Origin of the sequence: Rhodanobacter caeni, from assembly GCF_039523575.1 — a bacterium.
In the GTDB taxonomy this organism is placed as follows: Bacteria; Pseudomonadota; Gammaproteobacteria; order Xanthomonadales; family Rhodanobacteraceae; genus Rhodanobacter; species Rhodanobacter caeni.
This window is the reverse complement of sequence record NZ_BAAAFO010000001.1, coordinates 221,198-235,859: the sequence shown is the minus strand read 5'-3', so window position 1 is coordinate 235,859 and position 14,662 is coordinate 221,198. Positions and strand designations below refer to the sequence as shown.

9 protein-coding genes are annotated in these 14,662 nt (G+C 67.7%); 6 read left to right on the top strand and 3 right to left on the bottom strand.

Features of this window, described 5'->3' with window-relative positions; genetic code table 11:
- Positions 1-164 precede the first annotated feature (164 nt).
- Positions 165-1,349, top strand: a complete 1,185-nt coding sequence (locus ABD017_RS01155) for a S1C family serine protease (RefSeq protein ID WP_343879339.1) — start codon at positions 165-167, stop codon at positions 1,347-1,349.
- Positions 1,350-1,359: 10 nt separating this feature from the next.
- On the opposite strand, the gene ABD017_RS01150 is transcribed toward ABD017_RS01155, so the two are convergent.
- On the bottom strand, positions 1,360-2,457 hold the full coding sequence (locus ABD017_RS01150; RefSeq protein WP_343879338.1) for a lytic transglycosylase domain-containing protein: 1,098 nt from the start codon (positions 2,455-2,457) through the stop codon (positions 1,360-1,362).
- Positions 2,458-2,705: 248 nt separating this feature from the next.
- Between ABD017_RS01150 and miaB the strand changes: the two genes are divergently transcribed.
- The 5 genes from miaB (at position 2,706) to coaE (ending at position 9,091) form a co-directional block, all read left to right on the top strand.
- Positions 2,706-4,049 (top strand): tRNA (N6-isopentenyl adenosine(37)-C2)-methylthiotransferase MiaB, encoded by a 1,344-nt coding sequence (gene miaB / locus ABD017_RS01145; protein ID WP_343879337.1) that lies wholly within the window; start codon positions 2,706-2,708, stop codon positions 4,047-4,049.
- A 283-nt stretch (positions 4,050-4,332) separates the two neighbouring features.
- Positions 4,333-6,060, top strand: coding sequence for a type IV-A pilus assembly ATPase PilB (gene pilB, locus ABD017_RS01140; RefSeq protein WP_343879336.1), 1,728 nt, complete (start codon positions 4,333-4,335; stop codon positions 6,058-6,060).
- A 132-nt stretch (positions 6,061-6,192) separates the two neighbouring features.
- On the top strand, positions 6,193-7,455 hold the full coding sequence (locus tag ABD017_RS01135; protein ID WP_343879335.1) for a type II secretion system F family protein: 1,263 nt from the start codon (positions 6,193-6,195) through the stop codon (positions 7,453-7,455).
- 170 nt (positions 7,456-7,625) lie between these two features.
- Entirely contained in the window at positions 7,626-8,483 is an 858-nt protein-coding gene (locus ABD017_RS01130) for a prepilin peptidase (protein ID WP_343879334.1), read from the top strand.
- A complete protein-coding gene (gene coaE, locus ABD017_RS01125; RefSeq protein WP_343879333.1) occupies positions 8,480-9,091 on the top strand; it encodes a dephospho-CoA kinase in 612 nt (203 codons plus the stop codon). Before ABD017_RS01130 ends, coaE begins: the two co-directional genes overlap by 4 nt.
- Before the next feature lie 54 nt (positions 9,092-9,145).
- On the opposite strand, the gene tldD is transcribed toward coaE, so the two are convergent.
- On the bottom strand, positions 9,146-10,585 hold the full coding sequence (tldD, locus tag ABD017_RS01120; protein WP_425543637.1) for a metalloprotease TldD: 1,440 nt from the start codon (positions 10,583-10,585) through the stop codon (positions 9,146-9,148).
- A gap of 102 nt (positions 10,586-10,687) precedes the next feature.
- Positions 10,688-14,662, bottom strand: a complete 3,975-nt coding sequence (locus tag ABD017_RS01115) for a YhdP family protein (protein WP_343879332.1) — start codon at positions 14,660-14,662, stop codon at positions 10,688-10,690.

The window sequence follows — 14,662 nt, the reverse complement described above, 5'->3', positions numbered from 1 at the left end:
GTCGTCGAAGCCCGTCACGCAGCTTCGCCGAATCCGGCAGAACCAGTGCCCGCAAAAATCGCGTTAGTGTAGCGTCAGGGCCCGCCCCGTACAATAAAACACCGACCCGGCGATGGCGACGCGCCGCGGCCCCAGCTCACGACTTGCCGAGTATCCCCTCCGATATGAAACACGCCGCCGGCATGCTCGCCTTCGTTGCCCGATTCGTGATACTCGGGCTGGCGATCGCGTTCGTGATCACCCTGTTGTGGCCCGGCAGCGGCGATCGCCTGCGCAGTCGATTCGGCGTGGCCACCAGCGCGCCGCCAGCGCGTACCGAGCCGGCCAGCGCGCCGGCTGGCGGCCCGCTTTCGTATGCCGACGCCGTGGCCGCCGCCGAGCCTTCGGTGGTGAACATCTACGCCAACAAGATCGTCACCGGCCAGGCCTTCCGGATGTACAACGATCCGCTGCTGCAGCAACTGCTCGGCGGGCAGCCGACCACGTATCAACGGCGCGAGCAGACGCTGGGTTCGGGCGTGATCGTCAACGCGCAGGGCCAGGATTACGTGCTGACGAACAACCACGTCATCGCGCACGCCGCCGACATCCAGGTGCTGCTCTACGACGGCCGCATTGCCAAGGCCACGCTGGTGGGCGCCGACGAGGAGACCGACCTGGCCGTGCTGAAGATCGACGCCAGCAACCTGCCCGCCATCCACATCGCGGACCAGCAACCATTGCGCGCGGGCGACGTGGTGCTGGCGATCGGCAATCCGCTGGGCCTCAACCAGACCGTGACGATGGGTATCGTCAGCGCGATCGGGCGCCAGTTGAACAGCTCCAGCGCCGAGGATTTCATCCAGACCGACGCGGCCATCAACCTGGGCAATTCGGGCGGCGCGCTGATCAACGCCCGCGGCCTGCTGGTCGGCATCAATACGCTGCTGATCGGCAAGGCCGCCGGCGCCGAGGGCATCGGTTTTGCCATCCCGGTCAACACGGCCATGAAGGTGCTCGACCAGATCATCGCCACCGGACACGTGGTGCGCGGCTGGCTGGGCGCGGACTACGCCTTCGTGCCGGTGGCGGCCAACAGCGGCTTGCCGGCGGCGGCGCGCGGCGCCCAGGTTACGGACGTCTATCCCGGCAGCCCGGCGGCGCTGGCCGGTATCCAGCCGCACGACATCCTGCTGAAGATCGGCAAGGACGACATACTCGATCCGGCCGACCTGCGCCGGCACGAGGCGGCGCTGGAGCCCGGCAGCAAGGTCACGGTATCGGGGCTGCGCAATGGCGCGCCTTTCCATACGGAACTGACCGTCGCCAGGCGCCCGCCCATGGCCACCGGCACCACCGCGGACGACTGAGCGGACGCGATCAGCCCGGCCCGCTGGCCGCCAGCGGCGGATGGATCGCGGCGCCATAACGCTGCCGCAGCGTACCGACCCGCTCCACGTACACCCGGGTTTCCGCATACGGCGGCACGCCATTGTAGCGCTGCACGGCACCCCGGCCCGCGTTGTAGGCCGCCGCTGCCAGCCGCTCGTTGCCATGGAAATCCTGCAGCAGCAGGCTCAGGTAACGCGCCCCGCCGCGGATGTTCTGGTCGGCATCGAAAGCATCCAGCACCCCCATGTCGCTGGCCGTACCCGGCATCAGTTGCATCAGCCCCTGCGCGCCCTTGATCGAGAGCGCGCGCGGGTTGAACGCGCTCTCGGCGTGGATGATCGCGCGCAGAAACGCCTCGTCCACGCCATATTCGAGGCTGGCGGCACGGATGGTGTCGTTGTAGGCGGTGAGGTTGAGCGCCACCCGGTTCCAGCGGATGGGGGAATGCAGATCGCAGGCAACGCAGGTGGCGATATAGCTGAAAAGCAGGGTCGCCGCCTTGCGGCCATGCGGCGGCACGTTGGTGTACTCGACGGTGCCGTCGTGGCCCACGACGCGGTAGACCGCGCCGCGCAGCACCCTGGCAGATGGTGCGACGGCCGTAGCCGGCGGCGCTTCGGCATCGCGTGATTCGCGGTAACTCCATTTTCCCGGCACGACGGCAGCCGCGACGGGCGCGGGCGGTGGCGTCGTGCCGGTGGTGCTCACGCTGGCCTTCACCTGTGCCAGCGACGCGCGTCGTACCGAGGGCGCGTCCATCGGCGTGGCCGTGGTATGCGCGCTTCCCCGCACGTTGGCCAGCGATACCGGCTCGGCACCGTCTGCCGCCAGGCTGCGCGCCGTGGTGGTCACGCCGCCGTCCGCTCGCGCCAGCGACGCGCGCCGCACCGGCGTCTTGCGCGACGGCGTGGCACCGAAGGTGCTGATCCGCTTGCAGCCGTGGTAGCCCGCTGTGCTGCTGCTGAATACCGCTTCCCCGCCGCTGCCCGTGCATCGGTACAAGGCACCGGCTGTAGCGCCCGGCAACCAGAAGGCGCCGCACAGCAACGCGCCGGCCAGCGCGAGCCGGCGCAGCAAGCGGATCATGGAGGAGCCCCCGGCGAACCGACCGACGCGTCCCCCGTGGCGTGCGGTATCGAACATGCGCAGAGTGTGGCGCCAATGCGTTGTCGACGCCAAGTGCAAAGTCTCACTTTTGCGGAACGGCCGAGGGCCCGGACGTCCCGGCACACCGGGCGCAAGTGCTTGATCCGCGGAGCATCGATTGGCGGGTCATGCCGTGCAGGGGTAAACTGCGCGGTTCAGCGCATCACCTCACGAATCACGGTAGACCCATGAGCGGCAAACTCTTCATCAAGACCCACGGCTGCCAGATGAACGAGTACGACTCGGCCAAGATGGCCGACGTGCTGCGCGAGTCGCACGGCATGGAGCTGACCCTGGACGAGTCCGAGGCCGACGTGATCCTGATCAACACCTGCTCGATCCGCGAGAAGGCGCAGGAAAAGGTGTTCAGCCAGCTCGGCCGCTGGAAGCAGCACAAGAAGGACGGCAAGCCCGTGCTGATCGGCGTCGGCGGTTGCGTGGCGTCGCAGGAAGGCGCTGCGATCGTGAAGCGTGCGCCGTATGTGGACCTGGTGTTTGGCCCGCAGACCCTGCATCGCCTGCCCGAGCTGATCGAGAAGCAGCGCGCCAGCGGCTTGCCGCAGGTCGACATCAGCTTTCCGGAGATCGAGAAGTTCGACTGCCTGCCCGAGCCGCGCGCCGAAGGCCCCACGGCCTTCGTGTCGATCATGGAAGGCTGTTCGAAATACTGCAGCTATTGCGTGGTGCCGTACACCCGCGGCGAGGAGCTGAGCCGCCCGTTCGACGACGTGATCGTCGAGGTGGCCAAGCTTGCCGCCCAGGGCGTGCGCGAGGTGAACCTGCTGGGCCAGAACGTCAACGCCTACCGCGGCCCCACCCATGACGGCGGCACCGCCGACCTGGCCGTGCTGATCCATGCGATCGCCCAGATCGACGGCATCGGCCGTATCCGCTTCACCACCTCGCATCCGCTGGAGTTCTCCGACTCGCTGATCGAGGCCTACGCCAACGTGCCGCAGCTGGCCAACTACCTGCACCTGCCGGTGCAGGCCGGCTCCGACCGCATCCTCAGCGCGATGAAGCGCGGCTACACCGCGCTGGAGTTCAAGCAGAAGATCCGCAAGCTGCGTGCGGTGAGGCCGGACATTTGCGTGTCGTCCGATTTCATCGTGGGCTTTCCGGGCGAAACCGAGGCGGATTTCGAAAAGACCATGAAGCTGATCGAGGACATCGGCTTCGACCAGAGCTTCTCCTTCATCTTCTCCCCGCGCCCGGGCACGCCGGCGGCGGGGCTGGCGGACGACACGCCCGCCGAGGAAAAACATGCCCGGCTGGGCCGGCTCCAGGCCGCCATCAACGCCAATGCGAAGCGGATCAGCCAGGCGATGATCGGCAGCGTGCAACGCGTGCTGGTGGAAAAGCCCAGCACCCGCGACGCATCAGAGCTGACTGGCCGCACCGAGAACATGCGCTACGTGAACTTTGCCGGCCACCCGCGCCTGATCGGCCAGTTCGTCGATGTCGAGATCACCGAGGCGATGGCCAATTCGCTGCGCGGACGCGTGAGACTGGCCGACGACGTCGCCGCCTGACCCGGGCCGCGCATCGGTTCGCGGATCGGTCGCCCGCCCGACCACGCCCCCCCCGGCGGCCATCGTCCACGTCAGCAGGACGGTCGCCACGGAATGCCGGCCCCTATCGGCGGACCCGGTTCCGCGCGCATGGACCGGTAGGCGACACCCGGCGAAACGGAACCCGGTGACGGCTGCGCCCCACCCCGCCGGCCGCCTCGGGCGGCACCGTAAACAATGGATGACCTGCCGCGCAGACTGCGGTAGATTCAAGAACATACGGGGATAGGGTAGAAACACGTTTATGTCTTCTGAAGTGCAAGCATCGCTCGCGGGTCTGTCCGGCATGGCGCGCCGCCTGGTCTCCGAAGGCATCCTGCCCGAGACGGACGTGCGCAAGGCGATGGCCGACAGTGCCGCGCACAAAAGCACGCTGGCAGCCTGGCTGCTGGATCAGGGCCTGGTCGACAGCGCGCGCATGACACAGGTTGCCTCGGCCGAATTCGGCATGCCGATGATGGATGTCGCAGCGCTCAATCCGGCCACCATGCCCATGGACCTGATCAGCGAAGCGCTGATCAGCAAGCATCAGGCCCTGCCGCTGTTTCGCCGCGGCAAGCGCCTGTTCGTGGGCATTTCCGACCCGATGCAGTCGCGCGCGCTGGACGAGATCAAGTTCAACTCCAACTGCATGGTCGAACCGATCCTGGTGGAGCGCAACACGCTGCAGCGCACGATCGAGACCCTGCTCAACAGCATGCGCGACACCATGCCGGACATCGGTGGCAGCGAGCTGGACGGGCTGGAGCTGGAGATCGGCGAGGACGACAGCGAAGCGGCCGGCACCGGCGTCGACGCAAACGCCAACGACGATGCGCCGGTGGTCAAGTTCGTCAACAAGATCCTGCTCGACGCGATCCGCCGCGGTGCCTCGGACATCCATTTCGAACCGTTCGAGACCCAGTACCGGGTGCGCCTGCGCATGGACGGCATGCTGCGCGCCGTGGCCAGCCCGCCAATGAAACTGGCCAACCGCATTTCCTCGCGCCTGAAGGTGATGTCGCAACTGGACATCGCCGAGAAGCGCATCCCGCAGGACGGCCGCATCAAGCTCAACCTGTCCAAGACGCGCTCGGTCGACTTCCGCGTCAGCACGCTGCCGACCCTGTTCGGCGAAAAGATCGTGCTGCGTATCCTGGACGGCTCGTCGGCCAAGGTCGGCATCGAAAAGCTGGGCTACGAGCCCGACCAGCAGAAGCTCTACATCGACGCCATCCACAAGCCCTATGGCATGGTGCTGGTCACCGGCCCCACCGGCTCGGGCAAGACGGTGTCGCTGTACACCGGCCTGAACATGCTCAACACCGCCGAGCGCAACATCTCGACGGTGGAAGACCCGGTGGAAATCCGCGTCGAGGGCATCAACCAGGTGCAGCAGAACGCCAAGCGCGGCATGACCTTCGCCAGCGCGCTGCGCTCGTTCCTGCGCCAGGATCCGGACGTGATCATGGTCGGCGAAATCCGCGACCTGGAAACCGCCGAGATCGCGATCAAGGCGGCGCAAACCGGCCACATGGTGCTGTCCACGCTGCACACCAACGACGCGGCGCAGACCATCGCCCGCCTGATGAACATGGGCATCGCCCCGTACAACATCACTTCGTCGGTCACCCTGATCATTGCCCAGCGCCTGGCCCGCCGCCTTCACGATTGCAAGAAGCCGCAGAACCTGCCGCCGAACGTGCTGCTGGCGGCGGGCTTCACCCAGGCCGACATCGACGCGGGCCTGACCGTGTACGAGCCGGTGGGCTGCTCCGGTTGCAACGAGGGCTACAAGGGCCGGGTCGGCATCTACCAGGTGATGCCGATGCTGGAGGAGATCCAGAAGATCATCCTGCAAGGCGGCAACGCACTGCAGATTGCCGAGGTGGCGAAGGCACAGGGCATCAACGATCTGCGCGCCTCGGCGCTGCTCAAGGTGAAAAACGGGCTGACCAGCCTGACCGAGATCGACCGCGTTACCAAGGACTGAACAGGCATTCGTGGGCAAGCGCTGGAGTTGCGTTGCGCGCCACGGTTTGGGGGCTGGAAATTGGCATAAGCTGTACCGACCTTGCCTGCCGCCTGCGGCAGGTCTGGACTGGATCATTGGGGGAAAACGCGCATGGCCACGGCTACCGCTAGCAAGACGCGCACGCTCGGCGCCCAACGCGCCGAAGTCAGCAGGCTGACCACCTACGAATGGGTGGCGCTGGACAAGCGCGGCAAACGAATGAAAGGCGACATGCCGGCGAAGAACGCCTCGCTGGTGAAGGCCGAACTGCGCCGGCAGGGGATGAATCCGCAGACCGTGCGCGAACGCTCCAAGCCGCTGTTCGGTTCGTCGGGCAAACCGGTCAAGCCGCTCGATGTCGCCGTCTTCAGTCGGCAGATCGCCACCATGATGGCGTCCGGCGTGCCCATCGTGCAGTCGTTCGACATCATTGCCGACGGCCAGAAGAACGTCCGCTTCAAGAACATCCTGCTCGACGTGAAGCAGAACATCGAAGGCGGCTCGGCCCTGCACGAGGCCCTGCATCGCTATCCGGTGCAATTCGACGAGCTGTACTGCAACCTGGTGCGCGCAGGTGAAGCCTCCGGTGTGCTCGATACGGTGCTGGATACCGTGGCCACCTACAAGGAGCGCATGGAGGCGATCAAGAAGAAGATCAAGAAAGCACTGTTCTACCCGATGATGGTGCTGGCAGTGGTGTTCATGGTCTGCCTGATCATGCTGCTGTTCGTGGTGCCGGTGTTCGCCAAGACCTTCCAGGACGCAGGCGCCCAGTTGCCGGCGCCCACGCAATTGCTGGTGACCGCGTCGGAGTTCATGCAGAGCTACTGGTGGGTGGTGATCGGCATCATCGGCGGCAGCATCGTGGCGCTGATATTCGCCAAGAAGCGCTCGGTGAAGTTCGCCCATTTCCTCGACCGCATGGCGCTGAAGATGCCGGTGATGGGCAATATCGTGCGCAATTCGGCCATCGCCCGCTTCGCGCGTACGCTGGGCGTCACCTTCCGCGCCGGCGTGCCGCTGGTGGAGGCGCTGGACGCGGTGGCCGGCGCCACCGGCAGCGTGGTCTATGGCGAGGCGGTGCACCAGATGCGCGAGGACATCGCGGTCGGCCACCAGCTGCAGCTGTCGATGAAGCAGACCGGCCTGTTCCCCAACATGGTGGTGCAGATGACGGCCATCGGCGAGGAATCCGGCGCACTGGACAACATGCTCTTCAAGGTGGCGGAGTTCTACGAGGAAGAGGTCAGCAACGCGGTGGACACGCTGTCGACCCTGCTCGAGCCCATCATCATGGTGGTGCTCGGCACGCTGGTCGGCGGCATGGTGGTCGCGTTGTACCTGCCGATCTTCAAGCTCGCTGGCACGTTCTAAGGGGGAAACACGATACAGAAAAGCGGCGGGCCCCATGCCCGCCGTTTTTTGTTGTAGGAGCGCACCCTGTGCGCGATGCTTTTGCGAATCCCGAATCCCGAATCCCGAATCCCGTAGGAAAGCATCGCGCACAGGGTGCGCTCCTACGAGACTCAAACCAAGGCCGACGCATGCCCGATCTTCCCTTCGCCCTGTGGATCACCATCGCCGCCGTGCTGGGCCTGCTGGTGGGCAGTTTCCTCAACGTGGTGATCCTGCGCCTGCCCGAGCGGATGGCGGCGCTGTGGCGGCACGAAGCGCGCGACGTGCTGGAACTGGAGGCCGATGCGTCGCCACTGCCGCCAGGCATCGTGCGCGAACCGTCGCACTGTCCGCATTGCAAGCATCGCCTGTCGGCCAGCGACAACATCCCGCTGCTCGGCTGGCTGCTGCTGCGCGGACGCTGCCGCTACTGCAAGACGCCCATCTCGATCCAGTATCCGCTGGTGGAGCTGCTCAGCGGCATCCTGAGCGCCGTCATCGTGTGGAAATTCGGGCCCACCTGGGTGGCGCTGGCCGCGCTGGTGTTCACCTGGACCCTGATTGCGCTGGCCGGCATCGACTTGCGCACCCAGCTGCTGCCCGATCAACTCACCTTTCCGTTGCTGTGGCTGGGCCTGCTGCTGTCGCTGCTGCCGATGTTCGTGACCGCGCCGTCGGCCATCGTGGGCGCGGCGGCCGGCTATCTGAGCCTGTGGAGCGTGTATTGGCTGTTCAAGCTGCTCACCGGCAAGGAAGGCATGGGTTACGGCGATTTCAAATTGCTGGCCGCATTGGGCGCATGGATGGGGCCGGTGTCGCTGCTGCCGATCATCCTGTTGTCCTCGCTGATAGGCGCGCTGGTCGGCGGCGCGCTGATCGCCATGCGGCGCCACCAGCGCGAGCGACCGATGCCGTTCGGACCGTTCATCGCCGCCGCCGGCTGGGTCTGGCTGGTGGCCGGCGACGGTCTGCTGCAGGGCTACCTGCAGTTCACCGGGCTGCGATGAGCGCGCCCTTCGTGGTCGCCGTGACCGGCGGCATCGCCTCGGGCAAGAGCGCGGTGACGCGTCGCTTCGAGGCGCTGGGCGTGCCGGTGCACGACGCCGACGTGGCGGCCCGCGAAGTCATCGAACCGGGAACACCCGGGCTGCAGGCCGTGGTGCAGGCCTTCGGTGCCACGGTGCTGGGCGGCGACGGCCGGCTCGATCGCCCGGCCATGCGCCGGCGCGTGTTTGCCGACGAAGGTGCCAAGCGGACCCTCGAAGCCATCATCCACCCACGCGTGCGCGCATGGCTGCACGACCGCGCGATGGCGCAGCATGACCCCTACTGCCTGCTGGCGATTCCGCTGCTGGTGGAGAACATCGACGCCTACCGATGGGTGAGCCGCGTGCTGGTGGTGGACGCGCCACCAGCGGCGCAGATCGCGCGGCTGCTCCTGCGCGACGGCATCGACGCGACGCTGGCGCAGCGCATGCTGGACCAGCAGGCGAGCCGTGCCGAACGCCTGGCTGTGGCCGATGACGTCATCGACAACAGCGGCGAGGAAGCGGCCTTGGACGAGCCGGTCCTGGCGCTGCACCAGCGTTACCTGGCGCAGGCAGCTCGCGCGTAAGCGCAGGGCTTTCCAGCGCGCTGCCAGGCCGGCGTCGCGGCGACGCCCGCGCCGCTACGACGCGGTGCCGCCTACCGTCATGTTGTCGATCTTCAGGGTCGGCTGGCCCACGCCCACGGGCACGCTCTGGCCGTCCTTGCCGCATACGCCCACGCCTTCGTCCAGCTTGAGATCGTTGCCGATCATCGACACGCGGTTGAGCACCTCGGGGCCGGCGCCGATCAGGGTGGCGCCCTTCACCGGCCGGGTGATGCGGCCGTCTTCGATGAGATAGGCCTCGCTGGCGGAAAACACGAACTTGCCGTTGGTGATGTCCACCTGCCCGCCACCGAAATTGGGGGCGTAGAGACCGCGCTTTACCGAGCGGACGATTTCCTCGGGATCGTGCTGGCCGGCCAGCATGTAGGTGTTGGTCATGCGCGGCATCGGCAGTGCGGTGAACGACTCGCGGCGGCCGTTGCCGGTGGACTTGACCCCCATCAGGCCCGCGTTGAGCTTGTCCTGCATGTAGCCCTTGAGGATGCCGTTTTCGATCAGCGTGGTGCACTCGGTCGGCGTGCCCTCGTCGTCGATGCTGAGCGAACCGCGGCGATTCGACAGCGTGCCGTCATCCACCACGGTGACGCCAGGCGCGGCCACGCGGTCGCCGATGCGACCGGCGAAGGCGGAGCTGCCCTTGCGGTTGAAATCGCCCTCCAGCCCGTGCCCGATCGCCTCGTGCAGCAGCACGCCGGGCCAACCCGGGCCCAGCACCACCGTCATGCTGCCGGCCGGCGCGTCGACCGCCTCCAGGTTCACCAGCGCCTGGCGCACGGCCTCGTCGGCGAAAGCCAGCGCGCGGCCGTTCTCCATCAGTTCGCGGTAACCGTGGCGGCCACCGCCACCGGCATGGCCCTGCTCGCGGCGGCCGTTCTGCTCGGCAATCACCTGCACGTTCATGCGCACCAGCGGCCGCACGTCGGCCGCCAGCGTGCCATCGGAGGCAGCGATCAGGACGGTGTCGACGGTGGCGGCAAGGCTGACGATCACCTGCTTGATGCGCGGATCGCGCGAACGCGCGTACGCATCGACCTCGCGCAGCAAGGCGATCTTGTCGGGATTGGGCAGGCTGTCGACCGGGTCGATGGCGGGATAGAGCTGGCGCGCGCCGTTCAACGCCAGCGGCTTGCCGGCGCCATGGCCGTCGTGGGCGATCGCACGGGCCGCCTTCGACGCCTGCATCAGCTGCGGCATCACGATCTCGTCGGAATACGCGAAACCGGTCTTTTCCCCGGAGATGGCGCGCACGCCCACGCCCTGCTCGATCGAATGGCTGCCGTCCTTGACGATGCCCTCCTCCATCAGCCACGACTCGCTGCGCGAATGCTGGAAATACAGGTCGGCGGCGTCGATCGACGGCCCCATCAATTGCGAGAACACGCGATCGAGGTCGGTGGCGGCAAGGCCGCCGGGCGTCAGCAGACGGCGCTCGGCCTGGGCAATCAGGGAATCCATCAAATCAGCCATTCAATGCGGAGGGAGACTTGTCAGATGAGGGCCGCGACCGGCGGTTTAAAGGGAACCGGCCCGGATCGCCGCCATGCCAGCCTCGCCGGCTCAATGCGCGGCGGAGCTCGCCGGCGCCGGCAGCACCGCGGTACCGGCCGCTGCCGGCGCGCCGGCGTCGCGATACGGCGGGGTCAGCACCGGCGCGGTCGCTGCGGGCGCGGGCACATCGTGTTTCTCGATCAGGGTCATCACCGGTTTGTCCCAGCTGCCACCCACGTGGTACCGCGCGCCGGCGGCGCGGTTGAGGCCCTTGCCGAGCAGACCCTGCATCGCGATGCCGGCCGCCGCCCCAATCGGCCCGGCCACCACCGCGCCCACGATCGGCAGGCTGTTGCCCACGTGCGGCACCACGGTGACCTGCTGGTCGTAATCGCGGTTGCGCAGGCCGGTGCGGCCGGAAATGCTGATTCGGGCCGCGGGGCCCTGGATCACCAGGTTGTCGGTCGTGGCATTGCCATCGGCCAGGGTGAAGTCGCCGGTGATCGCGTCAAACGCGAGCCCCTTGCCGAACACGTCGCCGAAATCCAGGGTCAGCCGGCGCGGCAGTTCGGCCATCGAGACCAGGCCGAACAGCCGGCCCATGCCCGGCGGCACCTCGGGAATGCGCCCGTCGCTGACGTTCACTTTCAACGTGCCCTGCATATTGGCCAACGCCAGCGCCGAGGGCGAGCCGGGCCAGCTGGCGTCCAGCTCGTCGTGCGTCTTGCCGCCTTCGAACAGGCCGGTATAGCCCAGTGCGGTCAGCATGCTGCCCAGGTTCTCCGCCGCAAACTCGATGCGCATGTGCGTACGGCTGTCGCTGGCGGTGCCGTTCCAGTCGCCGCTGCCGGTGATCTGCACACGGCTGGACAGCGCACGCAGCTGGTCGATGTGCATGCCCTGGTCGGTCGGCCAGCTCTCGAGCCGCGCCTCGCCCAACCGCGCCGCGCCCAATCGCAGGTCGCTCACCCACAGATGCAGCGGCGGCACCGAGGCGGGCGCGATGCCGGTATCGGCGGGGTTGTCCTCCTTGGCGACGGCCGGGACGGGTTCGGCCGGCGGCGCGGCGGCCGCGGTGGGGGCGGCCGGCGCCGCCGGCGACTTTTGCGGTTCGCTCGTGTCCTTGGGCCAGTACAGGTGCTGCAACCGCGCCGTGATGCCGCGCTTGGCAAGCTCCTGCCGCGGAATGCTGAAATTGCCCGCCATGGCCGCGCCGGCCACGTCCACGCTCAACGCATCGGGCTGCACCTTGGCGCGGATCTGCATCGCGCCCAGCGGCTGGCCAAACCATTGGGCGTGCCCGGTGCTGACGTCGACGCTTTCCAGACCCGGACCATCGCCGCCGGCGCCGGCCGCGGCGCGCTGCACCCAGCCCGTCACGTCCAGGGCATCGGCATGGCCGAGGATGCGCAGGTCGCTGGACGGCAAGCTGGTGGGCATGTCGCTGCCGAAGGCCAGCGCACCGGCCAGCGGTTTGCGTGCATCCGGATTGCCCGGGTTCGGCACGTCCTGCGGCAGGCGCAAATGCCCGCGCATCACCTGCCCCAACGACACCTGCACGTCGCCACCGTCGACCGGCAGCGTCATCGCCACCTGCAGGGGCAAGCTGCCATCGGCAGGCTTTCCCAGCGGCGCAGGCAGATCGAGCGCGATGCCGCCCAGATCGGAATCGACGCGCAAGGTCTGCGCGGCCGGCGCGGCGCCTTCGGTATCGGCGATGGAGAAACCCACGGTGAAATCGCTCCGGCCCGCGGAAAGCTTGCCCAGCCAATCCAGCGACGGGTAATCGCTGACCAGTTCGGCCATCGAGTAGCGCCCACGCATGCTGGCCGAAAGCATCGTCGATGGATCACCGGTGGCCGCGCCCACCGCCAGCCCGAGCGTGGATGGCTGGCCATGGAAGGTGCCGCTCAAGGGCCCGGCCTGCAGACCATGCGCATCGAAACGCAGCGGTCCGGCAAGCTTGCCCAGCGTCAGGTTCCACTCCGGCGCGTCGAGATCGGCGGCGCTGAGCCGGGCATTGCCGTCGAGGCTCAGCGACGCGGTGTCATGCAGCGGCAACACTAGGTGGAAGTCGAACGCACCGCTGCCACCGAGTTTCATCTTGGCCAGGACATCGGCCTGGTGGCGCGCCACCGGGCTTTGCCGCGCGAACGTGAGCAGGTCGCGGGCCGCGCCGTGGCCGCTGACGTTGAGGTCGAGCAGGCCCTGCCCGTAGTCGGGTATCACCGCGACGGCCTTGTCGACCTTGACGCCCAGCGACTGGCCGCTGCTGGCCTCGGCCAGCAAGCCGTTGTTGACGAAGCTGGCAACCACGTTCACGCCTTCGGCCTGCGGCCATTCGCCGTGGCCGTAATCGAGCGTGAGGCCGCTGATGTTGGCATGCGCCTCGAACCGCCCTTCGTTGTGGCGAAACGGCCAGTCGGCCAAGTTCCCATGCAGCAGCACCTGCGCGCTGTCGAGCGTACCGGCGGCCAGCGCCGTGTCCAGCCACTCGACGGTTCCGTGTGGCGCGGTCGAGGGTGGGAGGAAAAGCCGCGTCGCGGTGACGTCCGCATGATCCACCGCGGCGTACAGGTCGACGAACGGCTTGCCGCCCTGAGCCGGCAACCGCACCTGGCCGCGCACCTGCCCGGCAAAACCCTCGCCTTCGACGTCGAGCGCGTCGGCCCCGATATGCCATTCGCCGCCGTCCGGCCAGAACGCCAGCGTGCCGCCGAATGTCGACAAGGCCAGCGGCTGGCGAAAAAGATGCGGGAACGTCAGCGTGGTCGCCTGCACCGGCAGCTCCAGCGACAAGGCCTCGCGATCGCCGCGCAAGGTTCCGTGCAGCCCGCTCACCCCGGGCAAGGCGCCGGCGGCATCGATGCCCACGTCCTTGAACGCCAGCTCGATCGACTGCAATCCCGCCGCCTCGCTCCAGTGCAGCGCCAGCCGGCTCAGTTCGCCATGGGGGCGCCCATCGCCCAGCCACTGCGCCACCCCGTCGGGCAGCCCGGACTTCAGCGCAAGCCAGGGCAGCAAGGGCGCCAGTTGCAGGTCGCGGGCGGCGACTGCCAACCGCCTTGGCCCCTCCGCCGGCTGGTGCAGCGCCAGCAACAGCGCACCGCCCTGGTCGCCTGCCCAGCGCAGTTCGTAACCGTCCGTGCTCTGGCGCAGGCCGGCCACGCCATGCAAGACCGGTACGTTGGCGCTGCCATGGCCCGGCGCGGTGATCCGCACGTCGTTGAGATCGACGCGGGCCGTGGCGCCGACGATGTGGCCGCCACGCCAGTCCACCCACAACCCCAATCGGCCATGGCCGCGATGGGCCGTATAGCCGTCCAGATCGACACCTTGCAGCACGGCCGGAATGTCGACCTGATCAGCGCCGAGCCAAAGCCTGCCCGCACTGCCGTCATCGCGGAAACGCCCGGCCACGCTCAGTGAGCCCGCGGCACCGGTCCGGCGCAGCACGCCGCCGACTTGCAAGTATCCGCCGCGACGGCTCAGCCGAAGCTGGCGGGCAGTGAGCGTGTAATGCCGGTCGAGCGCTTCGTCGGTGACCTCGACGCGCACATCGTTCAGCCACAGATCGAGCGAAACACCCCGCAGCGATACCGGTTGCCGCTGCGCCGTGGTGCCGCTGCCGATGCCATCGAGATGCCAGCGACCATCGCGGCCATGCAGCAGGTCGAGTTGCAAACCGCTGACATGCAGGTTGAACAGATGCCGAGAGGGCCAGAGCCAGCCGCCGAAATCCAGCTTCAACGTGGCGGCGGGAATGTGCAGCGGACTGCCGCTTTCGCCAGCCGGCACGTCGATGGTCACGTCATGCAGGACGAGCGACGGGCCGGAGCGGGTGCGGTGGCCTTCCATCGCCGCGATGCTGACGGGGCGCTGCAGGCGCTGCGAGAGTTGTGCGGCGACCCAGGCCGGATGATCGGCCACCAGCGGCAGCAACAGTTGCGCCAGCGCCACCATGATGGCAAGGGCAATCAGCAAAATGCCCGCCGCCCAGCCCAGGCCCCTGGCGGCCGGCTGCCAGCGGCGTCGCCACGCCAT

What these genes read in the sequence shown, in the direction of transcription:
- ABD017_RS01155 (WP_343879339.1), top strand. Translation starts at nt 165, where the DNA reads ATGAAACACGCCGCCGGCATGCTCGCCTTCGTTGCCCGATTCGTGATA.
- ABD017_RS01150 (WP_343879338.1), bottom strand. Translation starts at nt 2,457, where the DNA reads ATGATCCGCTTGCTGCGCCGGCTCGCGCTGGCCGGCGCGTTGCTGTGC.
- miaB (WP_343879337.1), top strand. Translation starts at nt 2,706, where the DNA reads ATGAGCGGCAAACTCTTCATCAAGACCCACGGCTGCCAGATGAACGAG.
- pilB (WP_343879336.1), top strand. Translation starts at nt 4,333, where the DNA reads ATGTCTTCTGAAGTGCAAGCATCGCTCGCGGGTCTGTCCGGCATGGCG.
- ABD017_RS01135 (WP_343879335.1), top strand. Translation starts at nt 6,193, where the DNA reads ATGGCCACGGCTACCGCTAGCAAGACGCGCACGCTCGGCGCCCAACGC.
- ABD017_RS01130 (WP_343879334.1), top strand. Translation starts at nt 7,626, where the DNA reads ATGCCCGATCTTCCCTTCGCCCTGTGGATCACCATCGCCGCCGTGCTG.
- coaE (WP_343879333.1), top strand. Translation starts at nt 8,480, where the DNA reads ATGAGCGCGCCCTTCGTGGTCGCCGTGACCGGCGGCATCGCCTCGGGC.
- tldD (WP_425543637.1), bottom strand. Translation starts at nt 10,585, where the DNA reads ATGGATTCCCTGATTGCCCAGGCCGAGCGCCGTCTGCTGACGCCCGGC.
- ABD017_RS01115 (WP_343879332.1), bottom strand. Translation starts at nt 14,662, where the DNA reads ATGGCGTGGCGACGCCGCTGGCAGCCGGCCGCCAGGGGCCTGGGCTGG.